Here is an 18,873-nt window from a genome sequence, read left to right as displayed (position 1 = left end):
AGGACTAAAGCTCTCACGTTTAATAACCTGCTGGACCTGGGCATCCTGCTTATCTATAGATAGCATCTGTCGGTCGTCACGGTCTTGGGAGCGGCGAAGATAGACAAACGCTTTTTTCTTGGGTAGTTTGGCCTGAAAGTCCATTGCTGTATCTCCTTTGAATTAAGCCTAGCAGATTGCTTCAACGGCTAGGATGTTGTTATTGAAGCACTGATCATTATTGTTCACGACTGTCCTCTCCGTATAAGCTACGATATCGAATGTTAACGATAAGCATGCAAAGCTCAAACAGCATGCGCGCCTCGGTAGGCAGTTCATCCATAGGTGAGTCCCTGGTCTTCGCCAGCAGGCTTAGTACGCTTTCGGGTGGTGTGGCCGCTGTGCGGCTCTTAAGTTCGTTCATAAGACTCCATGTGGTAGTCCGCCATCTGCCGCTATGTGGCGGTTTCCATAGGGGCAGTACGGAACCTACTTTAGAGTGTGAATTGAACCTAAAACATCTTCACTAGAACTAGGGCTTATTGACGATTCTTGCGACGTCTCATCTGCAGCTCACGCTTGGCAATCTCCGGCGCCGTGAACTGTCTTCCAAACTCCTTCTCGATTACTCTGGCGATTGATGCGGTCTTATGACCCATGGTTTTTAGCTCATGCATCCGTTCATCTATTATTTCATCGGGAGATACTCGCCGAATCCTCTTTGAAGTATTTCGTGCGGACTCAAAGTATAGCTCTTGGGTTCCCTGTATGGCAGTCTGCAACTCTTCATAGTACTCATCAATAAAGTTCTTAAGCTCATCCTTGCTAATCCCGGGAGGTATCACCAAATAAGTCACTTCTTTTGAGGTGGCAATGTCGATGTCACTGATCTTCTTCACGGCTTCACGCGCCCGCTCATTATCATTGTATGCGGCCTGCGGGTCAGCGGCCGGAATAATTACTTTGAATCCATGGTTTAAAAATCTGACGGGCGGAGGAATCATGTTCAGGAGCGCTTCATCGGTAATATCCTTGTTTTCCAAGCAAGCTATGATTAGTTGGTCCATGCCTTGGCCTAAACTGTATGTCTTGAGAATTCGAATAACTTCCACTGAACGTTCAGCTCCTTGGGCAAGGCGCTCATGTGTGTCGTCAAGGTCTTTCTTAAAGTCGGCACGTATGCGAACGCGGTCAAATATACTCCAGCTACGCTTGAGCCATTCAGGCAGGCGATGATACTGAGTGAAAGAGTAGGGAGCTTGCTGGATGGCCATGTACAGGCCATTTTATATCAGTCCAGTACACTTTGAATATTGATCATGGTTCTATCGACTTGGACGCGCTCTTTGAGCATGCCGTGATGTTTCATGAGTAACTCGATGGCTTTTATTTTATCGCGCGTCACCGTGGCTGAGTTATTGATGATTTCACCCAGTGCCTCAAGGAGTTGGTTGGCTGTAGGGGCCTGAGAGTCTCCAGGTGTTTCCGATAACCACTTAGGGCGGTTATGGAGTAAATCTTTAGCTGTAGCCTCACTGTAGCCGCTCCTAAGCGCTGACTGATAGGCATTGCTATATGTATCACTAGTGGGGCTGTAATAAGCATTAAGAAACGCCCTCTGACGTGGGTCGCGTGTGTATTGATTAGCTCGGTGTGCTGGTGTGCCACCCGTCATATGGAGAGTCCTCATTAAGTCCTTATGCTTGTAATTTATTATAAAATATTGTATAGTCCAAAGCAAGTCGTTCAGACGACGTTGGCCTAAACCTCTACTTAGTAGGGGCATGGTCATAAAAACCATTAGGAATAACAAGCTCATCGTCAGAGCACTATTCCTAATGGTCGGTACTGGAAACGGTATCGGGTGACTTCGGTTATCGCTGGCGGTGAGCTTTTTGTTTGCCGCCCAATATTGCCAATGGGAGACTAAATATGACTAGTAAGACGAATACTGCAAAAGAAACGCCAGCAGAGCGCAAAGATAGAATCATGAACCACTATACTGGCTTGGCGTTTGCTTTGGGCAGCGTGGTGGGGATATATGTAGGTAGGACTTTTACGGGCTGGATTGAGACTTTTGTGCTGGCGCTAGTTTTTGGTGCGTCAGCGCATTATGTTGCAAAGCTAATTGTTGATGCAAAGGTTAAGTTATAGCATGACAGCCATGCACGAACAAGAAGGCTACGAAAAAGCCGCCAGCGCCCACTCGGGAAATGCCATTACTGTGTGGCTGTTAGTTGGCGGTATTTATAACTTTGCAACAGGAAATATATGGAGCTGGGCAACGGTGTTGCTTGTGCTGCCCGGAGTATTCTTGGCATCTTTCGCATCAATACCAACCTACTGGCTAAAGCACAAAAAACACCAAATTGTTCCAAAAACCAATAGCATTGGCGTTTTAATACTATTTACGCTCACGACGCTACTATCGGTGCTATGGATACCGGCGCTAGCTATTGGTGCAATGTTGATTCTCAGAGCACTAAACCTGTAGGGTTTTCACTACGGCGCCCGTGGGCAATATGATGATGCTTATGCTTGCGTACTAATGTAGAAAAATGTATAGTACGAGTTAGAAACGTTTCTACTATCCAAAAACCCACCTGCGCAAACAGGTGGGTTTGTTCGTATTAGACGCGTACAATGCCGACACTGGGATTATACAAATCTAACAAATGTTGCCGTTACCGGCCGTAGAGACTAACTACCGTGCTGCTCACATTGTTGACAGCTCGCCGCACTGAGTCCTCGGAGCTGTAGCCTTCGCCACCGTCCGCGATAATACGGTTATTGCCATCTTTGAGCCGCCAATACCATAAGCCGTTGGTTGCTTTAAAGTGTTCAAATCTAGCCATAGTGTTAGTTCCTGGCGCTAAGCGCCAATTAAAGATTGTTAAGGTTCGGGTGCGTAAGTGCCTAAGCGCCCAGTCCGGTACTCGCATGGAGTACCGTCAGGGAGTTCAGGGCTAAGTTGGATCGGGCAGGGTGCCAATGACAATCCCTTGTATCAGGAAGTCTTCCTGCAGGATGATGGGGCGTATGCTTGCGTTGGTTGAGTGGGGCTTGAGTACGACCTTGTCCTCTGCGAAGGTGAGCTCTTTGATGGTGGCGCTGTCGTCGATAAGTGCTACGATGTTATCTCCGGCGTTGGCGATCTGCTGCTGCCTCACAATGGCGAGGTCACCGTTCATAATGCCGCGCTTGTCCATTGAGTCCCCACTGACTCGAAGCAAGAAACACTTGGCGCCCTTGGCCTTTGCAAGTAGTCGCTCATCTACCGACACATATGCATCAATGTTCTGCTCCGCTAGGATGGGGCTACCGGCCGCAACCGTACCAACAATGGGCAGACTAACGGTACTGGCGTGCTCCTGGCTGGCGAAGACATCCTTGACGAGCTGGAGCTGGCCGCTGTCTTTGCGCTGCAACAGGTCCTTGGCGATCAGCTTATTGATAATTAAATCTGCGGAGCGCGGCGAGCTCTTTTTGATGTGCCGCATAACTTCTCTTACCGATGGTGAGCCTTCGCCTCTAAGTAACCGATTACGTATATATCGGAAGGCGGACTGTTCGGTAGTATTCAGGCTAGTTGTATGATCGATCACTATACAGTATTATACAGCATGTATAGCTGGTGACGCAAGGGTAATAACCGCATACGTCGACCACGAGGCAAGTTCGGGCTAAACGGGATATAGGAACGGCATACTGACGTTGACTACAAGGAGGCGATAGTGTTTAAAAAGGCGAAGAAACGACTACCTGGCCCTGAAGTGATTAGGCTTCTTAATCGCATTAGCGAGAGCGCCACGGACGGCAAGTCCTCAGTGGGTGAAATGATAAGGCTGTGTATGAGGCTTGCAGCGAAGATAGGTAACGAGGAGCTGCTTTCCTGGGCAAGATCAGAAGCGGGTGGCTATAAAAATGATGAAAACCTTCCTGAATACAGAATTATTAACGCGCACGTGCTGGGAAACTTCTTTGGTTACGGGGGTAGTCGTTTAACAAACGCACCAATACCAAAATTTTTAATTGACACTGATCATATATCTAACCTTTTCAGCATCAGGCTCCTGCAACCTATTGCCGAGCTGGAAAAGCTTGGTGCAAGCATGACAAACGAAGATAATATGCTTCGTATGCCCTGGAATGGAAATGCTATTGCTTACTACCAAAGAAAAGAAATGTTCGAGGGCATGGTGCTAGGTTCTGCGGCCAAGGTGATTGACCGCACTTTGCTTCATGGCGTGGCTGAAAGTGTAAGGACTAGAGTTCTAGACTTTGTGATTAGCATTGAGGCGGAGCTAAACTTGGGTGCAGGAACCTTGCAGGCACCAGAATATATTGAGAGTCCATCCAATAAAACGGTGACTCAAATATTTCATACTACCATTTATGGCAATGCTGCAAATGTGGCGGTCGCGAATTCAGCCGATGTGCATCAGTCGGTCGATATGATTCAGCCTGGAGATTTTGCAAGCTTACGGTCTTATTTGACTAGCCAAGGACTAGCTGCTGTACAAATTGACGAACTTGAAAAAGCCGTGGGCGAAGATGAGAAACAAGGAAAACGTCCCGGCGCCGCCGTACAAGAATGGCTATGGAGGATGATGCGCAAGGCAGGCGAGGGCGGAGGTTCAGTAGTAACTAATGCTTCTGGATCACTATTGGCGGAAGCAATAATGAAATACTTTGGGCTAAGTTAGACTTTAACTCCCCAAGTTACAATATTGTCATCTTTGAGCGCGTTGCGCGTTGCGGCAAGCCGTCTATTTAGCTTTCGTTTAAGGTAAAACAGTAATGGAGCTGTCCGCACCGGATACCAGAGTACTTTGGTTAAATGCTCGCCAGCTTCTCTTGCGGCGGCTGCAAGTTCTACGGGAATGCCTCCACTATGTTCATCATCATTAAACTCATTATCTGGTGAACAGCTGTAGTTATGGGCAACTGCCGATATATAGATGTATGATTCGACAAGTTCACGATCTGTAGTGGCGATTAAGGCGGCTGCCCTTAGCTTAATTACCTTTAATTTAAATGTATCGTATCCAACTGGGTGCCAGCGATTCGCTTCTACTTCCAGCATCGCGTTGAGCGCTTTTGCTCTTGCTGTGCGTCTATCCTTTGATTGCATTAAGTATGGGCCTAAAATGCTTGTTACCACAGCGCCACCCAGCGCGCCTACCAGTAAGTTGAGTGGTTCAGTTGTCATGTATGCCATATTAATCTAAGTAGTTTTTGAAATCCATCCAACCGCTTAAGTGAGTTCGGGTGCTGTCTGCTGACTAGCATCGGCAAGGTTGGTGAAAGCGTATACGATAATCATACATCTGGTTGCGTCCACCATGTTAGATGCAAACTTTGCCGTCCTGGCAACGCTGACTATGGCAAGTAGTCTAAGGGGCTATGTATCCATTCCACCAAAGACGAAACGCTCCGATTGTAGCATGTAACTACCACCCGTACAGGGTAGACGGCAAAAGACGCTTCATATCGGTCTTATTAATTGATTTAAGGTGACCTTTGTCTAGCGTATAGAATGACACACCACTGCTTGGGTACTGCTGGTTAAACTTCTCTTTAATATCAAGAAGTTGCCGTGCTTCAGAGTGCGCGTATCTGCTAAATACGAAGACAATAAGAATTGGATAGTCTGGCGTTAAGTACTTTTGCGCTATTAACTCAAGGGTGCGCTCAACTCTAGACGGGTTAATTACTGTCTGGAATTTGACCTCAACGGCTAGGATAATTTTGTTTGTTTCGTTCTCAATAATTACGGCGTCGTACTGAACTGGCCCATTTCTATTCTCAACCTGCACATGCTGCTCAATGAACTGGCTCTGCGGATCGATTTGTCTGTGCAGCTCAACCAAGACGAGCTTTTCAACCTCGTCAATGCTTTTCGGTGTAACGGTGCGAGGGGTAGATTGAGCAGGGGTGTCGCGCTTGCCGGAGTCGGCGTTTTCGTCGGTGAGTTGTCCGTTATCGTCACCACCACCGCCGTCACTTGCATCGTCGTCCGAGTCCTGGTCGTCCTTGTCCTCATCGCCTGCGGCACGCTCCGCTTCAAGTTCCTGACGGGCGCGCACGTTGTCTTGGCTCATTTTTCGCCAGTTATAAGCAATCTTGCTAACTCCCTCGTGATTGGAGTTAAGAACAGCTGCTAAGAAAAGCATGAAGTTTTCGCTAGCAATGAGAAGTCCGCCTATGAACAGACCGGTGAGGTACACGCTCTCATGGTTCGCGACGACTGCAACCATCAGGATCATTGTGCCGCCGGATATTTTGAAAAGACGATGTTCGCGATCTTTACCGAGTACACCGGCCAGTAGACCTGCCAAAAACGCCAGCAAAGCGGTCAGGCCAAGTAGAGCGATTGCTATAGCCCTCAAAACATCTGAAGGGCTTAAGGCGCCGAGAAGGTCATTCATGTGCTGATTTTAAGCTGAAGGTGGCGTATCAGCAAGCATGTACATTATGCTGTAAAATAATAGTTACAGACTTCCTTCGCCACGGCTCGCCATATAGAATTCGTCCGGCTTTGAACCGACAATGAATGTGCCGAAGGCGCATCATCGCCGGTACGGGCGCTGCCATGCTAACCAGCGTTGACATGGTTAGCATGAGCGAACAACACAAGTAAACTCTCCTGCGCTCTAATTTAGCCCCTATCTTCAGCTGGGCTGGGGATGCTCCACCCTAGCTCATCAAAGTATGCCTTAATCATCTCACTATGTGGCGCTTCCATGCCAAAGTCCCAGTAGAATTGCTCTATTAACTCTGTGACTTTAGAAATTAATGCCGCTTTGTCACTCAGCTTAAATGTGTCGAGCTCTGGAAGCTCCCATTCATATGAGTCTATTTTTTCTAACTTACGTTTGCGCCCGTAATTACTCGCGGGCCAACCGCTTGGCGCAAGCGGATACACTGTTAGTCCTTTTGCATTATCAAGTGTAAGTCTGCAGTTAAGTAGTCCATTAAATCCCGCCAGATTATAGAACTTCCTGGCTACCTCAAGCTGGCGAATTAGGGGCCTGGTGAGGTGGGTCATCCACAGCTGTTGGCTGTCGTCCTTCGGGTCGATATAAAGTACATTTATAATGTTATCTATTAAGCCATTGTCTAAAACAGTACCGTACTCAAAATTTAAAATAGACTCGTCCGTGCTTGAGAACATAATTCCTCGGGGGATGGTTTCCAAAGGGTGTCTAGGAAAGTCGTCATCGTACCTACTTTGCACCTGGTAGTCATCCATGCGGGCTTTGATCATCCGGTAATCGATAATGGGGTCTGCGGGCGCCACGGGTAAAATTGAAATCCTATACGGCACGTCTACGTCAATATCGTACGGCGAGAGTGGCAGGGCAAATGCCGAAGATTTTTCCGCGTGTCGTTTCTCTGCCTTTGGACGTAATGCTGCCCGGTAAACTTCGTACGATAAATCTAATGCGTTTGCGCGAGCCTGTGGTGCTTTTGCTCGTTTTTCATAAAGTTTCTCAAGCTCTCGAGAGTCAGGATTACGCAAGGGCGTACTAACGTTGCCAGTGCGCATCTTAATAGTTAAGTCGTTGGTTGGCATGTATGGAGGCTGATCGCCTTCCGCAATCTTTATCAAAATAAAGACCTTGCCTTTCACTTCATCGGTTGCTCGAACACTGTAGCGAGGAAAAGGATCGACGTTCGACGCATGCTGGTGTATTTGATCAATCAACTTGGCGTCAAAAACAATTCCATCGTATGTGCTGGGCCTTCCGGTACTATCTTCCTCAACGCCAATAATTATTAAGCCACCAAATGTATTGGAGAATGTGGCAAAATGCTTCGACAAGCTGCCCGTCATATTCTTCTTATAGTCTAAATTGAATGACTCTAAGGCCCCAGTTTTACAGAAGGCAACAACATTTTCGAATGTAATGCTATGAAATGGCATAGTAAGGATATTCATGTCTATATTCTAGCAGCCGCTGACACGGCATAATAGTTCCAAACTTCCTCCGCTACGGCCCGCCATATAGAATCGCAAAATCACCCCAACGGGTGATTTTTTGATTCTATCCGCCGTGCACCGCCCGGATCCGAACCGGCGATCAATGTGCCGCCAGGCGCATCATCGCCGGTACGGGCGCTGCCATGCCAACCAGTGTTGGCATGGTTAGCATGAGCGAGCCAAGCGGGCGAATTATCCGGTCGGGCCCGCCATGCAAAATCGCAAAATTCTTTAGCGAAACCCTATGATTCTAAATTTTGTGTTTATTTCTAAACCTCTCCTGCATCTCCGCAAACCGCTTCGAATATTTTGCCAGCCGCTCGGCATCCCGTTTTGAATGCAATAATGGCTTTCCTCTACCAACAACCTGAACGTCCGCATTAGGGAAGACCCCTTTTACGGATACGTAAGGCGCAAAATACTCGCAACGCGTATTGGGCAGCGCAACTGATAGACGAGCATACTCTTCGGTATCAAACTGTCTTGATAGGTCCAGTTCTTCAAGCCTGGAAAGGTTAGCCAAAGGCTTAAGGCCACCCTGCGCGACGCTGAGGTTGGCCAAACATAACTTCCGCAGTGATGTCAAGGCACTGAGTGGCTCAAGAGATCGTAACTTAAGCTTATTCCAGATGCCACCAGTCAGGGACAGCTCGGTCAGCTGCGTAGCGTCACTAAGTGCCGCTATATCATGCAGTTTAGAAAAGTCATTGATACTCAGCTTGATCAGCCTAAGGTTGTCGCGCATGTCCCACAACTCGGTGGTTTTGGTATTCCAGTTCAGCTCTAACTGCTCCACGGTTGATAGTTGAGCGAGTGGCGACAAATCCGTTGCCCGCAATTCGTACAGCCTCAGTGACTTTGGCCGGGCAACCAAGCAGATCTGCTCTAGTTGCGCTTGATTAAGGGTGTAGACTGATAATCGCTCTAGACGATGCATTTCTCCTAGAAATGCCAGGTTCTTGGCATTGCCGTGGATGCGTATCTTTTTGGTATCAGGAGAGAGCTTCGCCAGATCTTCGATAAATACTCTCAGTTTTGGTGTGCGATTGAAGAACTTCATACTTGTTACTATAAACCACTCTCACGGCTTAGTGGCTCACGTGGCGGGTTGGTGGTTTGTTCGTTATGAAGTGTATGATGTATGTATGAGCGAGCAAGAGAAAATGTTCAAGCGCTACTATTTGGAATTGAAAGTGATTCCGGACGTGATCGCGACTTATTCTGAGAATGAGGATCGGGAGGAGTGGGCATTCACGAGCAGTATCCGCAACGCTCTGCCGGTGGCGCTGTACTGGTGGCATAGCGGCGGGTCATTCGTCGGACTCGAAGTTGAAGGTGTTGACTGTGGACATTGGCACACGGCAGAAGAAGAAAATCTCGAGTACCATATAGAACTGGCAAAAGCTGCGCTCATGGGAAGGGTTGGTTACAATCGATCGCCAATCTTTAAATTCAAAGAAGTTTGCTTCAGAGTGGACGGCAAATGGGAATGCACTCTTACGGACAAAGCAGGCTCGTATCACTACATAAAAACCCGTAAGAAAATTAAGCATCCTGCTGGCGTGGCTTGCTTGGTATGTGGCAACATAACAATCTCTGAACGCGGCAGCTTTGATATTTGCCCGGTTTGTCTTTGGGAAGATGACGGCGAATATGACAATCCCAAAGAAGTGCGGGGCGGGCCAAATGGTGATTTGAGCCTTGAAGGAGCAAGGAGGAACTATTTGAAGTTTGGGGCTGTAGAGAAGCATTATATCAAGGATGCTCGTCCGCCTACGCCCAACGAATTAGCTTGATAGTAGTTCCATACTTCCGCCGTTGTGAACCGCCAAGGGTAGTGCTGAAAAACAAGTAAAAGAAGTTTACAGTTTACACTTGACTGTAAACTGTAAACAGTGTATAATGAAAATTATGGATACACCGGCTAAAATAGTTGGATTTCTCAAGCAATCCCCACGCACCGCAAATGATGTCTCAAACTTTTTGGGCATCTCCAGGCAAGCGACGCACCGGCATCTGGCAAGAATGATTGCTAACAGGCAGCTGGTGAAAATGGGTACGCCGCCAAAAGTGTATTACTCAGTGTCTATTGCTCATGATGCACCTATCTCAAAAGCCGTAGAAGTAGATGCTTCGACGAGGCAGATTATTGATGATAATTTTCTCTATATCACCCCGATGGGCGAAAAGCTGCTAGGATGGCCGGGATTTGTTATTTGGGTTACTGAAAGGCGGCAAGATGTTGCACAAATGGCGGTGCAGTACGCTAGGGTTCGTAGCAAGTACGAACAGTTTAAGTCACATGGCCTCATAAACGGTATGACTAAAATGACCACTACATTTAGTGAGGTTGCCTTGGACGCAGTGTACTACGCTGATTTTTATAGCGTAGAAATTTTTGGGAAGACTAAGCTTGGACAACTTCTCTTGCATGCTAAGCAAAGCCAGGATGTTGTACTCATGAAAGAGGTAATTGAGAATATCAGGCCTAAAGTACTCGATGTCATGGATATGTACGACATTGATGGTGTCGCTTTTGTGCCGCCAACTGTCAAGCGGGAATGGCAGTTTATGAAAGTCCTTCAAAAGCAGCTTGCACTACCGCTTAGGAATGTAAGCTTGGAAAAAGTCAGGACGCCAGTCGTAGTGCCGCAAAAAACGTTGAACAAACTGAATGATCGCATAATTAATGCCGAACAAACTATTGTCCTGACGGACAGGAGCGTCTATGGAAATGTCTTGATTATTGATGATGCCATAGGCTCAGGCGCAACCATGAACGCAGTGGCTGCAAAGATTCGACATAGTGGCATCTGTCGGGGAAAGCTTGTTGGACTGGCGATTACAGGTAGCGCTAACGGGTTTGATGTTGTTAATGAAGTGTAATCTAGCCAGTCTGTTATCATAAACCCAATGCCAAAAGACTATAAAACTGTTTGTTCACATTGCGGTCAGCTCATCCAAGGCCAGCTGCCGGCGCTGGCGTTTGCTGCGCCTGCCGCCTGGAACGATAACGATGAGCATAAGTACGGATATTCACTTGGCTCCGACTTCTGCACAATTGATAATCAGTACTTTTTTATCCGCGTCGTCTTGCGGATTCCCATCATTGACTCAGAGGATAGTTTGGAGTGGGGAGTCTGGGTGTCGCTCAGCGAAAAAAACTTCAAACGTTACGGCAAAGTGTACGGTACTGATGCGGAGTTAGAAGAGGAGCCGTACTTTGGCTGGCTAGCGAACGAGCTGCCTACGTATCCTGATTGCTCACGGATTGAAACTTATGCGCACCTAAGGGGTGGGGGATTGCGCCCAATGCTCGAGTTGAATCACGATAACCTACATCCTTTATGTCAGGACCAGCACAACGGAGTGTCTTTGGGCCGTGCACACGAACTGGCGCAATTCGCAGGTATTGACTAATCCGACCAAGCATTCTATTAATACTTAGTCGCATCAATTCGCGTCACCCCCTCCAAGATCGGAGCACAGCATGACCGAAGCACCCACCCAGCCGGCCCCCACCCGCCGCACCTTCGTCGCCGCGGTCCGCGCCGCCGTCACTGAGTACGTCGCCAGCGCGCCCACGCACGACGAGGGCCTCGGGGTCACGGTCATCCGTGAACCGCGGGTGACCCTGCACCGTGAGGGCCTCGGCGTCCGCGTGGTCTGCCCGGTGCTGCACTGCAAGGACGAGTTCGACGCAGGCACCTACAACCGCGAGTGGACGTACGGCCTGCTGCTGGAGCTGACCCGCGACCTGCAGGCCAAGGGTTATCAGGTCTCCGAGGTGATCATCGACGAGGTGACCGACCTGCCGGACGGCATCGACGTCTCGCTGCCCGACGCCGCCTGATCCCAAGCGACCCCATTCACACCCTCTACCGAAGGGAGGCTCCACCACGGAAGCCCCTCGGCCGAGGGTGTTTCCATTTGTAGTGACAGTGCGATAAAGAAAAGTCCCGGCCAGCCCCGCAGATGGGGCTGGCCGGGGAGGAGGACCGCGGCGACTCAGCCGAGCCGCCGGTCCATCCCGAAGCGCTCGGGCCGTCGCCGACCGCGCAGCCAGTGGTACAGATGGGCGCGGGGATCGCGGGGGTCACCCAGCTCGCGCAGTATGTCGCGCATGATCCACAGCAGTACCATGTCGTCCGCCTTTCGGTACAGGAACATTGGCAGCTATATTATACAATATTATTCATGAAATGTTGAACCCGCCATCGCAGCGGGCCCAACATGGACTAGCGGCGGGTGGCGGGTAGGTGGTCTTCGGGCAGGGCTGCCCGTGGCGGGTTCTCGTCCAGCAGGGTGGCGGCGGCGAAGAGCGCCAGCAGGCGGTCCCCACTACTCTTCCTGCCGTCCTCGGCGATAGCGAGGTACTGCTCGGCGTCGTAGCGCGCCTCGTCGTTGGCCGAGGCCGCCCGTTCACGCAGCAACGGTGCCTGCTGTGCGACGTGGCGGCTGACGACGGTGCGCATGTGCAGGTCGAACTCGCGGCGCTGTTGCTCCGAACCGCTGGCCAGCCGCCGCTGGGTGACCACTGCCTCACTGGCCGCGTCGTAGAAGCGGTGCTGCCGCCCGAGGCGCTGGATGGCAACCAGCCGGATGTTGCCGGCCGGCCGCACCGCCACAGCCCCTTCCGGGGTGCCGGCGGGGCACATCGCCACCAGGTAGTACTCGTAGGTCGGCTTGGGCAGCGGCGGGTCGTACAGCTCGGGGATGGCCGGCCGGATGGTCCAGCCGGGTGCCCGGTACTCCAGTTCCTCGCGCAGGACCGCGATGCAGTCAGGCGTGATGTCGCGCGCCGAAGCCGCCAGGACGTCCGGCAGCTCCACCTCGATGAACGGGGTGAGGCTGTCTTTGTGGGCGGCCATCAGCCGGGCGATCTGCTTCAGTGCGTCGTCGTAGTGCCAGTTGCCACTGGAAACCATGGTGCATCCTTTCGGACTTGCTGGGAGAGACGATTACTATTTTATTATAACACAGTTTTTACTTTTGTACAAATCTTCTGCTATACTGCCAGAGGCATTTCGTACGTCCGATCCGTCTGGAGTTTCCATGACCTATGTGAACTACCGCCTCCCGGTCACCGCCCAGGAGTGCAGGCGCCTTATCGGCATCGCCCTGAGGGGCACCGATCTGCGCGTCGTACCCGACGATGGCGGTCTGTCAATGCGCCCCGATGAGACTGATGCCGCGGCGCTCGCCGCCGGTGGAGCCTGGTGCGCCGAGCGCAGCGAAGGTGTCCAAAGCCTGGCCCAGCTCGCCCGCCGGGTACTGGCCGACTACGACCGGGCGCCCGTGGTGGCCCCGGAACGTTTCCTCAGTCAGGTGCTCGGCCCGGACGCCACGGCTGCCCGCCAGCTGCTGGAGCAGGCACCCGGCCACGTGCTGGGACAGATGGTGAACGTGACTATCGACCTGCCAAACGCCTTCAAGCAGGTGCTGCAGGTCTTCGCCGACCTGGCTGCCTGAGGATGGCCTCCCGGGGCGGCTTTGGGCTGCTTCCGGGAGGTCTTTATACATAAGGACGGCCCGACGGATGACATTATTGATTATTTATAATAATGTTATATAATAATATAAATGACCTGTCGTGTTGCACCATAGGGCCACAAGCCCTGCCGCCGCATGTCATCGTTCCCATCATTGCTACTCACTCCGAACCCTGTGCCGCGTGAGCGGCTCCGTCCCTGTGAAAGGGGGTGTGACACCATGATATTCATCATTGGTGCCATCCTTGGTATCATCATCGGCACCATCACCCGGTCAGTCGAACTGGGAGTGGCTGGCGGCAGCGTCGTTGCGCTGTTCCTGCTGACCATCCGGTACATCCTGCAGCTCATCTACGCTTCGTACTTCGACTCGAGGCGGGGGATGACCTACAGCTGGTGGGCGATCGGTGCGCCGCTGTTCTGCCTGACCTTCTGGGGCTACGGCAAGCTGGCTGGCGGCCAGGCCTTCGTGACGTTCCTCGTCCTGGAGGGCCTGTTGCTTGCCGCGATGGGCCTGCTCAAACTGCGCGACACGCTCGATAGCAAGTGGGGTACCTGACCCCGCCTGCGCACCGCTCATCCTTACCACCAACGATCGGAGTACGCACATGACCGTCACAGACCAGCGCCCTGCGGGCCGGATCCTCGATGAGGCCGCCATCGAGCGGATCGTCGCCGGCTACATCAACAGCGCCCCGTCCTACGACCAGGCCTCCGGCTGCCACGTCAGCCGGCAGTACCGCCTCCACCGCAGTGAACCGGGTGTCATCAACCTCGGCTGCCGTGTCCGGCACCTCGCCGACCTGGAGGGCACCGGAAGCTACAACGGCACCTGGACCCGCGGGCTCCTGATGGAGCTGGCGGCAGAGTTGCGCAGGCACGGCTACGTCGTGAGCGATGTCATGGTCGGCGTTCTGCTGAACGTCGACGTGTCGCTCGGCTGAGCTGGCAGTGAGGCGGGGTGAGTCATCGCCCCGCAGTGGTGGGAAAGGCCCGAACGCACGGGAGCCGGCAGCAATGCCAGCCGGCTCCCGTGTCAGTAGGGCCTTTTTCTTTTTAAAGTGTACATGGGCCATAGAAAGACAAATGGCCCCGCGTCACCGCGAGACCATCTGTCTCAAGCGGTGCGCGGGGCCGTGGGGCCTGGCGGTGGGTCAGGCGGTTGCCGGCAGCGGGTCTGCGGCCAGTGCCGCCACCGCTTCCAGCAGTGCAGCCTGCTTGTCCGGCGCTTCAGCACCCGGCAGCAGGTAGACGCCGGTGACCTGGCTGTTGCCGTCCTGGGTGGTACGGGTCACCACCCAGGTGGGGTTGCCGGTGAGGTGGTAGGTGACCATCGACACGTCGCGGCCGCCTTCGCGCACCGTGGTGCCGTAGCGCCGGATGCCGCCGTCGGATGTGGCGCGGGTGTTCAGGCTGAGCGCCCGGGTGGTGGGGATGCCACGCACCGGGAAGATCTGCCAGTTCTCGACACCGAGGTTTCGCAGGGCGGCGATGAGCTCCTCGTACGGCTCGACGGGCTGTCGCGGGTCGAGGACGAAGCTGCGGAGCCCGTTCTCTTCCTGGTTGCCGTAGAAGCGGATGGTGCCATTCCGCACCGTCTCGCGGCTCCGCTTGATCATGATGACGTAGCCGTCCGGATGGGTCCGGCTGAGGCCGACGCGGTGGGCGACGAAGCGGTGCTCGCCGTCGAGCGGGTAGTACCGCCCGGGTTCGATGAGCGTGCCGTCGCCCAGGTGAATGGTGCGGTCGGCGAACCTGACGAAGATTTCCAGCATGGATACCTCACTGGTCGATGTGGCAGGGAATGAGGGCTGCAAGAGCCCAATATATGTATTATAATATTTTTTACTAAAAATGTCAAAGCAATAGGATGGATTGTTATTGATTTATACAACGTTTTCTTTTATAGTATAGCAATCCAGATTGACCCACCGAGAGAAGTTTGGAGTACACCGCATGGCCAACCCCCTGGCCATCCCGGCCACCGACTGAACGGAGAACGACTGATGGACACCGACGAGACCCTGCCGCTGCCCGCGACGGTCGAGGACCTGCGGGTGGAGATGGGGCTGCGGCTGCTGGACATGATTTTCCAATCGGAGGTCGGCACTGACGCGCCGGACGACGTGAAGCGCAGCGCGCCACGCCACCAGCTCACCGCGGCGGCCAACCTCTGGATCTCGCAGCACGAAGCCGGCTTCACGGCACTGGCCGTGGCGGCCGAGCGGGCACTGCGCACGGAAGATCACGACCGACGGCTGGACAGCTTCCATTCGGACATCCTGACCGGCAACGCCCGCGGCGCGCTGGAGGTGATGGAAGGCCTCGGCGACAAGTACCTGATGCGCCTGCTGCTGGCCGCCCTGCGCGGCAGTGAAGATGACTTCCGCCAGCTGATGGAGCTCTTCGGCGCCCTGAAGCCCGTCACCGGGTAGCCCGTCCATCGACGGACAAACCCCAGATCATCTGGGCCGCCCGGCCCCGAAGCGACCCCGGAGCTGCGCTGCAGCTGGTGGCCGCTCCGGGGCCGTTTTAATTGTAATTTTTACTTTTTATGCTATAATAAATATAGGACAGGCCCAGACCTGTTTTTTCGTACCCATACATCGTGGCAGCCGTGTGCTGCCGCGCCGACCCGAAGTGAGAGACTGATGTCGGAGAGAATCAGCCGTACCACCCTCGACCCGGATGACCTGCACCTCGTCGACGGCATCGTCGCCGAACTTGGCAACGAGGCGGACGACGAGGCATACCTGCGCCGCGCCCTCGAGCTCGGTGCCGGCCACGACGTCCTGGTGCTGGCCTGCGTCCGGTTCCTGGGGCGTGACACGGTAGACCGCAACCGGGTGACCGGGCTGCGCTACGTGCCCATCATCAGCCGGGACCGGGGCGACGAGACCGCCCGCCGGGTGGTCGAAAGTCTCTGCCTGACCCCGGGCGATGACCACCATTCGCCGTACCACCACCTGCTGGGCTTCCTGCGGGATGGGGCGGCACAGCGCCTGTTCGCTACCCGCGGACAGGTGATGGGCTTCGCCACATCGCTCATGCGCTACCACGCGCCGGCGCTCCTAAGCTCCGACAACGGGCTGCTCCGCGAGTGGCTGGCATCGACCGGCGTCATGGAAGAGGGTGACCTGATCTGCATCGAGCTGGCCGGCGCCCTGCGGCTGTACCGCATCGCCGACGAACATCAGCTCGGACTGGTGCTCAGACTGGACCCGTCCAGCCGCCTGAAGGTGGCCGAGCGGTGCCCGGCCAGCAGCTGGAGCCTCGTCCTGATGGCCTACTGCATCGCACAGGACGAGTGGTCCGACCGGTTCGCCGTGCTGCGCCAGAAGATCGATGAACACCTGCAGAGCCGTCCCAGGCGGGCGGCACTGATCTACCGGCTGTACTGCGACGGCGTGCTGCGCTACCAGCAGGATCGGCAGCGCACCAGGGGCACCCGCTCGGGCCGCACGCCCGAGGAGGCGATGGCAGCCGCCATGCACGACTCCTGGATCCGTGCCGTCCTGGCAAGCCAACGCCACGGCTGGCACTTCTTGCAGCTGGACGGCAACCTGCGGGTGACCATTCGCCGTCCGCGCGGCTTGCCGCTGATCCTGCAGCACCAACCCGGCGACGACGTCCCCTGGCAACTGCAGCCGGGCGACGAGGTCATGGTGCGCCCGGGCATGATCCGGGGACGCCACGGCCACATCGGTCCCGCCGGCCAGCTGTACACACTGCCGCTGCCGCCGACCCGGCCGCTGCTGTCTGAGCTGGCAGCCCTGCCGCCATTGGCGGACGGCCGCGAGCGGCTGCAGTGCCTGTTCTCTGACGGGCGGCGGCCGGAAGACCTGCCGCTGGCCGGCTGGGAACTGCCGTACTGGGCCTGAACCACTGCCCGGACCGCGCTCCTTCGTGGAGTGCGGTCCGGGCACTATTTCGTATATCTCCGCGGCAACCCCGGTGTCGGCAAAATCACCGTCGCCCGCATCCTGGAAAAAGAGCTGGATTGGAAAGTGTTATGGTTCCATGATCTCAAGAATGCCGTGTACAACATCGTCAAGGAGCACCGCATCCCGCGCCTCATGGATGAGGTGACGCAGCCAGTCATCCGGCACCTGTTGGGGCAGGGCGGCAACATCATCTATACCCGCTGCTCGCCGGACAAGGTGACGGTGGATGGCGTCCGCGCGGTGGTCGCGGATAACCCCGATTACATATTCAAGCCGATCCGCCTGATTGCATCATACGAGACGCTGCTGGAGCGGGTGGAAGGCCGCCATGACCCGTATCGGATTGAGAATAAACAGGATCTTGATGAGTATCTGAACAGCCGCGAGACGGCCGAGATCGGGGATGAGCTGGTGATCGATACCGACGGCCTGACACCGGAGCAGGTGGCTGAAAAGATCAAGGCCGCCTTGCGATAAAAAGCTTTGATACTTTAAAATATTATGATATCTTGGTCAAGAAGCTGTGACAACGATGTCATCAAGCCCGTACCTGCACGACTCTAGAAAGGGGTGTAGATGGCAGGGTACACGTACCGCGGTGCCAGGGTGTTGATCGCCGGCACGGCGGACATGCCGCGCACCATGCGGCCGGGCGGGCGGTTCTCCGGCCTTGTCCAGGAGCTGCTCGACGAGATCGACCCCTGGCGGGGCAGCCAACACATCATCGAGACGCTCTGGGACACCGGCGAGCCGGTGTTGCCCATGGCCGTTCCGGTGCTGGGGCGCCGGCGCATCTGGGGCGTCCACGTCCGCCACCGGGCCCGCGAGCCCAAGCTGTCGCCGTTCGTTGCGCCACGTACCAAGTGGGTCAATCAGGGTGACCGCAGGGTCGAGGCCATTACTGAGCCGACGGGCCCATTGACGATCGAGCTCACCGGCACGGTCGACAAGCCCACGCTGATCCGGGCGTACGGTGGCGAATACACGCCGCCGTTGCCCTGGATGTCCAGTGCCGACAAGGCGGAGGGCGGCCGGGACGCCTGTCTGGCGTTCTGGATGGAGCATGCCTACCTCATGAGCACCGACGCGCTGATCAGGGAGGGCAGCCGGACCACCAGGCCGCCACGCTGGTTCGCCGGCCGTCCGGGCGACAATCCCGGGCGGCGCGATGATGCACCGCGCCGCTCCCCTGATGGCGTCCAGCGTCGTGGCCGTGGGCGTCGCGGTCACGGCCGTGGACGCGGGCGCGACAGGGGTCGTGGCCCCAACGACGGCAACCGGTCGGTGGCCTAGCAGCTTGGCCCTGCGCACTCCTCTGGTGGGGGTGCGCAGGGCCATTTTTCTTTGTCACTGCGTCATCCGCGCCGTCCGCGCAACGACGGCTGTGCGCCAAATCATTGACTAAACTACTGTAAAATGATATAATAGAAAGGTCATCGTACGACCAGTAGTTACGACATCTGGAGGTAGT

General features: G+C 54.3%; 26 protein-coding genes. 14 read left to right on the top strand and 12 right to left on the bottom strand.

Annotated elements, in window-relative coordinates:
• Positions 1-217: 217 nt before the first annotated feature.
• The 3 genes from JNJ66_06140 to JNJ66_06130 form a co-directional block, all read right to left on the bottom strand.
• Positions 218-403 carry a hypothetical protein gene (locus JNJ66_06140; protein MBL8160009.1) on the bottom strand — a complete coding sequence of 62 codons (186 nt, stop codon included), beginning with the start codon at positions 401-403 and terminating at the stop codon, positions 218-220.
• A gap of 115 nt (positions 404-518) precedes the next feature.
• Positions 519-1,253, bottom strand: a complete 735-nt coding sequence (locus tag JNJ66_06135) for a hypothetical protein (protein ID MBL8160008.1) — start codon at positions 1,251-1,253, stop codon at positions 519-521.
• Positions 1,254-1,270: 17 nt separating this feature from the next.
• Positions 1,271-1,654: a hypothetical protein gene (locus tag JNJ66_06130; GenBank protein MBL8160007.1), complete on the bottom strand. Its 384-nt coding sequence runs from the start codon at positions 1,652-1,654 to the stop codon at positions 1,271-1,273.
• Positions 1,655-1,911: 257 nt separating this feature from the next.
• Between JNJ66_06130 and JNJ66_06125 the strand changes: the two genes are divergently transcribed.
• Positions 1,912-2,133: a hypothetical protein gene (locus tag JNJ66_06125; GenBank protein ID MBL8160006.1), complete on the top strand. Its 222-nt coding sequence runs from the start codon at positions 1,912-1,914 to the stop codon at positions 2,131-2,133.
• A gap of 1 nt (position 2,134) precedes the next feature.
• On the top strand, positions 2,135-2,473 hold the full coding sequence (locus tag JNJ66_06120; protein ID MBL8160005.1) for a hypothetical protein: 339 nt from the start codon (positions 2,135-2,137) through the stop codon (positions 2,471-2,473).
• Between the two features lie 190 nt (positions 2,474-2,663).
• On the opposite strand, the gene JNJ66_06115 is transcribed toward JNJ66_06120, so the two are convergent.
• Positions 2,664-2,834 carry a YegP family protein gene (locus JNJ66_06115; GenBank protein ID MBL8160004.1) on the bottom strand — a complete coding sequence of 57 codons (171 nt, stop codon included), beginning with the start codon at positions 2,832-2,834 and terminating at the stop codon, positions 2,664-2,666.
• Between the two features lie 111 nt (positions 2,835-2,945).
• Positions 2,946-3,584, bottom strand: coding sequence for a repressor LexA (lexA, locus tag JNJ66_06110; GenBank protein MBL8160003.1), 639 nt, complete (start codon positions 3,582-3,584; stop codon positions 2,946-2,948).
• A 129-nt stretch (positions 3,585-3,713) separates the two neighbouring features.
• Between lexA and JNJ66_06105 the strand changes: the two genes are divergently transcribed.
• The gene (locus JNJ66_06105; protein MBL8160002.1) at positions 3,714-4,685 is read left to right on the top strand and encodes a hypothetical protein; all 972 of its coding nucleotides are present in this window, start codon (positions 3,714-3,716) and stop codon (positions 4,683-4,685) included.
• Here the strand turns inward: JNJ66_06105 and JNJ66_06100 are convergent.
• The 4 genes from JNJ66_06100 to JNJ66_06085 form a co-directional block, all read right to left on the bottom strand.
• Entirely contained in the window at positions 4,682-5,191 is a 510-nt protein-coding gene (locus JNJ66_06100) for a hypothetical protein (GenBank protein ID MBL8160001.1), read from the bottom strand. The genes JNJ66_06105 and JNJ66_06100 overlap by 4 nt on opposite strands.
• 241 nt (positions 5,192-5,432) lie before the next feature.
• Entirely contained in the window at positions 5,433-6,410 is a 978-nt protein-coding gene (locus JNJ66_06095) for a hypothetical protein (GenBank protein MBL8160000.1), read from the bottom strand.
• Positions 6,411-6,640: 230 nt separating this feature from the next.
• Entirely contained in the window at positions 6,641-7,924 is a 1,284-nt protein-coding gene (locus JNJ66_06090) for an ATP-binding protein (GenBank protein MBL8159999.1), read from the bottom strand.
• A gap of 292 nt (positions 7,925-8,216) precedes the next feature.
• Positions 8,217-9,026, bottom strand: coding sequence for a leucine-rich repeat domain-containing protein (locus tag JNJ66_06085; GenBank protein MBL8159998.1), 810 nt, complete (start codon positions 9,024-9,026; stop codon positions 8,217-8,219).
• Positions 9,027-9,378: 352 nt separating this feature from the next.
• Between JNJ66_06085 and JNJ66_06080 the strand changes: the two genes are divergently transcribed.
• The 4 genes from JNJ66_06080 to JNJ66_06065 all read left to right on the top strand — a co-directional run bounded on the left by JNJ66_06080 (position 9,379) and on the right by JNJ66_06065 (position 11,819).
• Positions 9,379-9,762: a hypothetical protein gene (locus JNJ66_06080; GenBank protein ID MBL8159997.1), complete on the top strand. Its 384-nt coding sequence runs from the start codon at positions 9,379-9,381 to the stop codon at positions 9,760-9,762.
• A 106-nt stretch (positions 9,763-9,868) separates the two neighbouring features.
• Positions 9,869-10,852 (top strand): hypothetical protein, encoded by a 984-nt coding sequence (locus tag JNJ66_06075; GenBank protein MBL8159996.1) that lies wholly within the window; start codon positions 9,869-9,871, stop codon positions 10,850-10,852.
• A 27-nt stretch (positions 10,853-10,879) separates the two neighbouring features.
• On the top strand, positions 10,880-11,386 hold the full coding sequence (locus JNJ66_06070) for a DUF2199 domain-containing protein (protein ID MBL8159995.1): 507 nt from the start codon (positions 10,880-10,882) through the stop codon (positions 11,384-11,386).
• 70 nt (positions 11,387-11,456) lie between these two features.
• The gene (locus JNJ66_06065; protein MBL8159994.1) at positions 11,457-11,819 is read left to right on the top strand and encodes a hypothetical protein; all 363 of its coding nucleotides are present in this window, start codon (positions 11,457-11,459) and stop codon (positions 11,817-11,819) included.
• Positions 11,820-11,974: 155 nt separating this feature from the next.
• On the opposite strand, the gene JNJ66_06060 is transcribed toward JNJ66_06065, so the two are convergent.
• Together JNJ66_06060 and JNJ66_06055 are read right to left on the bottom strand one after the other, a co-directional pair.
• A complete protein-coding gene (locus JNJ66_06060) occupies positions 11,975-12,136 on the bottom strand; it encodes a hypothetical protein (protein MBL8159993.1) in 162 nt (53 codons plus the stop codon).
• A 68-nt stretch (positions 12,137-12,204) separates the two neighbouring features.
• The gene (locus JNJ66_06055; GenBank protein MBL8159992.1) at positions 12,205-12,894 is read right to left on the bottom strand and encodes a hypothetical protein; all 690 of its coding nucleotides are present in this window, start codon (positions 12,892-12,894) and stop codon (positions 12,205-12,207) included.
• A 127-nt stretch (positions 12,895-13,021) separates the two neighbouring features.
• Here JNJ66_06055 and JNJ66_06050 point away from each other — a divergent pair, with 127 nt between their 5' ends.
• The 3 genes from JNJ66_06050 (at position 13,022) to JNJ66_06040 (ending at position 14,402) form a co-directional block, all read left to right on the top strand.
• A complete protein-coding gene (locus tag JNJ66_06050; protein MBL8159991.1) occupies positions 13,022-13,438 on the top strand; it encodes a hypothetical protein in 417 nt (138 codons plus the stop codon).
• Between the two features lie 240 nt (positions 13,439-13,678).
• Positions 13,679-14,017, top strand: coding sequence for a hypothetical protein (locus tag JNJ66_06045; GenBank protein ID MBL8159990.1), 339 nt, complete (start codon positions 13,679-13,681; stop codon positions 14,015-14,017).
• The gene (locus JNJ66_06040; protein MBL8159989.1) at positions 13,959-14,402 is read left to right on the top strand and encodes a hypothetical protein; all 444 of its coding nucleotides are present in this window, start codon (positions 13,959-13,961) and stop codon (positions 14,400-14,402) included. Before JNJ66_06045 ends, JNJ66_06040 begins: the two co-directional genes overlap by 59 nt.
• Positions 14,403-14,612: 210 nt before the next feature.
• Here the strand turns inward: JNJ66_06040 and JNJ66_06035 are convergent, their stop codons facing one another.
• On the bottom strand, positions 14,613-15,275 hold the full coding sequence (locus JNJ66_06035; GenBank protein ID MBL8159988.1) for a hypothetical protein: 663 nt from the start codon (positions 15,273-15,275) through the stop codon (positions 14,613-14,615).
• Between the two features lie 189 nt (positions 15,276-15,464).
• Here JNJ66_06035 and JNJ66_06030 point away from each other — a divergent pair, with 189 nt between their 5' ends.
• The 4 genes from JNJ66_06030 to JNJ66_06015 all read left to right on the top strand — a co-directional run bounded on the left by JNJ66_06030 (position 15,465) and on the right by JNJ66_06015 (position 18,695).
• On the top strand, positions 15,465-15,893 hold the full coding sequence (locus JNJ66_06030) for a hypothetical protein (protein MBL8159987.1): 429 nt from the start codon (positions 15,465-15,467) through the stop codon (positions 15,891-15,893).
• Between the two features lie 216 nt (positions 15,894-16,109).
• Positions 16,110-17,339 (top strand): hypothetical protein, encoded by a 1,230-nt coding sequence (locus JNJ66_06025; protein MBL8159986.1) that lies wholly within the window; start codon positions 16,110-16,112, stop codon positions 17,337-17,339.
• Between the two features lie 30 nt (positions 17,340-17,369).
• Positions 17,370-17,879 (top strand): AAA family ATPase, encoded by a 510-nt coding sequence (locus JNJ66_06020; GenBank protein ID MBL8159985.1) that lies wholly within the window; start codon positions 17,370-17,372, stop codon positions 17,877-17,879.
• A 99-nt stretch (positions 17,880-17,978) separates the two neighbouring features.
• Positions 17,979-18,695, top strand: coding sequence for a hypothetical protein (locus JNJ66_06015; protein ID MBL8159984.1), 717 nt, complete (start codon positions 17,979-17,981; stop codon positions 18,693-18,695).
• Positions 18,696-18,873 lie beyond the last annotated feature (178 nt).

This window comes from Candidatus Saccharibacteria bacterium, assembly GCA_016789455.1.
In the GTDB taxonomy this organism is placed as follows: domain Bacteria; phylum Patescibacteriota; class Saccharimonadia; order Saccharimonadales; family Saccharimonadaceae; genus CAIJKY01.
The sequence above is the reverse complement of the archived record's forward strand: the minus strand, read 5'-3'. Positions and strand labels throughout refer to the sequence as shown.

Excerpts from the sequence above, each read along its gene's own strand:
- JNJ66_06140 (MBL8160009.1), bottom strand. The coding sequence starts at position 403 with ATGAACGAACTTAAGAGCCGCACAGCGGCCACACCACCCGAAAGCGTA.
- JNJ66_06135 (MBL8160008.1), bottom strand. The coding sequence starts at position 1,253 with ATGGCCATCCAGCAAGCTCCCTACTCTTTCACTCAGTATCATCGCCTG.
- JNJ66_06130 (MBL8160007.1), bottom strand. The coding sequence starts at position 1,654 with ATGACGGGTGGCACACCAGCACACCGAGCTAATCAATACACACGCGAC.
- JNJ66_06125 (MBL8160006.1), top strand. The coding sequence starts at position 1,912 with ATGACTAGTAAGACGAATACTGCAAAAGAAACGCCAGCAGAGCGCAAA.
- JNJ66_06120 (MBL8160005.1), top strand. The coding sequence starts at position 2,135 with ATGACAGCCATGCACGAACAAGAAGGCTACGAAAAAGCCGCCAGCGCC.
- JNJ66_06115 (MBL8160004.1), bottom strand. The coding sequence starts at position 2,834 with ATGGCTAGATTTGAACACTTTAAAGCAACCAACGGCTTATGGTATTGG.
- JNJ66_06100 (MBL8160001.1), bottom strand. The coding sequence starts at position 5,191 with ATGACAACTGAACCACTCAACTTACTGGTAGGCGCGCTGGGTGGCGCT.
- JNJ66_06095 (MBL8160000.1), bottom strand. The coding sequence starts at position 6,410 with ATGAATGACCTTCTCGGCGCCTTAAGCCCTTCAGATGTTTTGAGGGCT.
- JNJ66_06090 (MBL8159999.1), bottom strand. The coding sequence starts at position 7,924 with ATGAATATCCTTACTATGCCATTTCATAGCATTACATTCGAAAATGTT.
- JNJ66_06085 (MBL8159998.1), bottom strand. The coding sequence starts at position 9,026 with ATGAAGTTCTTCAATCGCACACCAAAACTGAGAGTATTTATCGAAGAT.
- JNJ66_06080 (MBL8159997.1), top strand. The coding sequence starts at position 9,379 with ATGGGAAGGGTTGGTTACAATCGATCGCCAATCTTTAAATTCAAAGAA.
- JNJ66_06075 (MBL8159996.1), top strand. The coding sequence starts at position 9,869 with ATGAAAATTATGGATACACCGGCTAAAATAGTTGGATTTCTCAAGCAA.
- JNJ66_06070 (MBL8159995.1), top strand. The coding sequence starts at position 10,880 with ATGCCAAAAGACTATAAAACTGTTTGTTCACATTGCGGTCAGCTCATC.
- JNJ66_06065 (MBL8159994.1), top strand. The coding sequence starts at position 11,457 with ATGACCGAAGCACCCACCCAGCCGGCCCCCACCCGCCGCACCTTCGTC.
- JNJ66_06060 (MBL8159993.1), bottom strand. The coding sequence starts at position 12,136 with ATGTTCCTGTACCGAAAGGCGGACGACATGGTACTGCTGTGGATCATG.
- JNJ66_06055 (MBL8159992.1), bottom strand. The coding sequence starts at position 12,894 with ATGGTTTCCAGTGGCAACTGGCACTACGACGACGCACTGAAGCAGATC.
- JNJ66_06050 (MBL8159991.1), top strand. The coding sequence starts at position 13,022 with ATGACCTATGTGAACTACCGCCTCCCGGTCACCGCCCAGGAGTGCAGG.
- JNJ66_06045 (MBL8159990.1), top strand. The coding sequence starts at position 13,679 with ATGATATTCATCATTGGTGCCATCCTTGGTATCATCATCGGCACCATC.
- JNJ66_06030 (MBL8159987.1), top strand. The coding sequence starts at position 15,465 with ATGGACACCGACGAGACCCTGCCGCTGCCCGCGACGGTCGAGGACCTG.
- JNJ66_06025 (MBL8159986.1), top strand. The coding sequence starts at position 16,110 with ATGTCGGAGAGAATCAGCCGTACCACCCTCGACCCGGATGACCTGCAC.
- JNJ66_06015 (MBL8159984.1), top strand. The coding sequence starts at position 17,979 with ATGGCAGGGTACACGTACCGCGGTGCCAGGGTGTTGATCGCCGGCACG.